This window comes from Micrococcales bacterium, assembly GCA_009784895.1.
In the GTDB taxonomy this organism is placed as follows: Bacteria; Actinomycetota; Actinomycetes; order Actinomycetales; family WQXJ01; genus WQXJ01.
In genome coordinates, this window is the sequence record WQXJ01000108.1 from 1 (window position 1) to 2583 (window position 2583).

A 2583-nucleotide genomic window follows, 5' to 3' on the forward strand; every position below is an offset into this window, starting at 1 on the left:
CGTACCGCCTGCTTTCGCCTCTCGTGCTGTGCTTCCCGCGACAGCCTGCGTCCGTCTTCTTTGTCCATGCAAAATTATATGACAATGACTTGGTGTTTGTCAATATTTAATTGCCGGGTGAATAGTCAAAGCCAGGCAGATGGCCGATACCATGATCCTGGCACTCATGGCCACCGGCCTGATTGGGTTTCTTTTCAATTTACTAACCTTCTCGCCAGTTCTGTCACTGACTTGATCTTGAAACCCGCCAGGGGCCTTGGTTTCGCCAGCATCGTCAGTGACATTACAAACGCAAAGGTCAGTAGTTCTCTCCCTTCTGGTATCGCGCAAGATTGCGCGAGGTGTGCAGCAACTCGCCGACGCTGCCAACCGTGCAGCCAAGGGAGACCTCAACGTGACGCCCCCTGCCCTCGCCGGCGAACTCGGGGACATCAGCGCCTCACTGGGGAGCCTGGTAGACGCATTTCACAGCCTCGCCCTGGAGATCCGCAAGTCCAACAAACAACTGGTGTCGCTTTCCGGCGAACTGGCCGGCGAGTCCCGGGTGATCGCTGAGCGAAACGAGCAGGTCATCGACAACATCATGTCCGGATCAAGTGCGACGGAACAAATGGCGCAGGCCGCAGGGGGCATTGCCAACAATGCCAACAGCGCCCGCACCCGCGCCATGACCACCATGAGCCATGCCGAGACCGGTCTGGGCACGATGTCTACGACGGTTACGGATGCCGAGCAGGTCTTTGTCGCGTTCGATGCCGTTGCCGCCTCGGTCGATCGCCTGGCTGAACAGATTGGCGGCATTGGCCGCGTGGCCATCGGCATCAAGGAGATCGCCGACCAGACCAATCTGCTCGCCTTGAATGCCGCCATCGAGGCGGCCCGCGCCGGCGAGCACGGCCGCGGCTTTGCCGTGGTGGCCGATGAGGTACGCAAGCTTGCTGAGAAGACCGCCGTCTCTACTGCGGAAATCACCTCCGGGGTGAGCTCCATCCAGGATGCAGCGACGGGCACCCACGAGGTCATGGTAACCACCCAGGCCTGGGCGACAAAGATGCGCAAAGGACTGAGCGAGCTTCAGACCTCCCTGGGCGGCATCGTAGATGCCATGCGCGAGCTGTCCCAGGACGTCGGTTCCGTCGCCGAGGCCACCCGTGAGCAGGCCAAGGCCACCGAAACGACAGCCTCCGCACTGGCCCGGGTCAGCCAGGCCGTGGAGGACTCCGGCGAGCAGGTCCGAAACATGAGCGGACTCGCCGACCGTACCCGGTCATCTGCCGAAGCGATGAGTAAGCTTATTCAAGGCTACAAGGTCAGCGACGGACACGATGTCGACCTGCCGGAATGGAATGCAAACCGACCGGAAGCTGGGCGGATTCCCGGACCACTAAACACCGTGGCGCAACAAGAACCTCTCCTCGCGCCCCTCGGCAAACAGCTAGTGCAATGTCTCGCAAATGGTTTTACATTTTCCCATTTCCTCTATACTCCGACTCCAAGGTGTTTTGGAAAGAAGGCTATGGCGAAGACGCGGATCGAGTTGAGGGTGGAAGAAGAACGTGAGCTCACCAGGCGAGTGCGCGCGAATACCGTGTCGGTGCGTGATCGCCAGCGGGCGCAAATCATTCTTCTGGCGGCCCAGGGGCATACTCAGGAAGCGGTCGGTGCGGCGGTGGGGGTTTCGCGCGTGACCGTCAATCACTGGTGCCGGCGCTTTGCCGGGCAAAGGCTGGCTGGACTGGCGGACATGCCAGGACGGGGCCGCAAGCCCTCGCTGTCCGAAGCGGCGCTCAGCAAGGCGCTGGAGACGGTGGTGCAACCGCCAGCCAACCGGGGACGTTGGAGTTGCCGCAGCATGGCGCGCGCCACGGGTTTGTCGGCAGCCAGTGTGCAACGCCTGTGGGCTGCCAACGACATCAAACCGCACCTGGCGCGAACCTTCAAACTGTCCAACGACAAACACTTCGAGGAAAAATTCTGGGACGTCATCGGTCTGTATCTGAACCCGCCCCACAAGGCGCTGGTGCTGTGCTGCGATGAGAAATCGCAATGTCAGGCGCTGGAACGCACCCAGCCGGGTCTGCCCTTGGGCATCGGTCACATCAAGACCGCCACCCATGATTACATTCGCCACGGCACCCTGACCTTGTTTGCCGCTCTCAACTACCTGGAGGGCAAGCTGATTACGAGCATCGCCGCACAGCATCAGCATCAGGAGTGGCTGGCGTTTCTCAAAAAAATCGACCGGGAAACGCCCAAGGACTTGGCCATTCATCTGATTGCCGACAACTACGCCACCCACAAGCACGCCGAGGTCAATGCGTGGCTGGACAAACATCCTCGTTTTCACATGCACTTCACGCCAACCTCTTCGTCGTGGCTGAATCTGGTTGAGCGTTTCTTTCGCGACTTGAGCGATTGCATCAGTGAGGGCAGTTTCAACTCGGTCAAGCAGCTGGCTGGGGCCATCATGGACTATTTGGCCGAGCACAACCGCAATCCGAAGCGCTACGTCTGGAGGGCCAAGGGGGAAGAGATTCTGCGCAAGATCCAGCGCGCTCGTGACGCATTGGCACGGTCACAGGC

At 60.1% G+C, this 2583-nt stretch carries 1 protein-coding gene and 1 pseudogene; both read left to right on the forward strand.

The annotated features are described in order from the left end of the window. Positions 1-343: 343 nt before the first annotated feature. A pseudogene (locus FWD29_10205) lies at positions 344-1147 on the forward strand (methyl-accepting chemotaxis protein). A gap of 369 nt (positions 1148-1516) precedes the next feature. Then, a partial coding sequence (locus FWD29_10210) for an IS630 family transposase (protein MCL2804301.1) occupies positions 1517-2583 on the forward strand: 1067 nt, incomplete at its 3' end.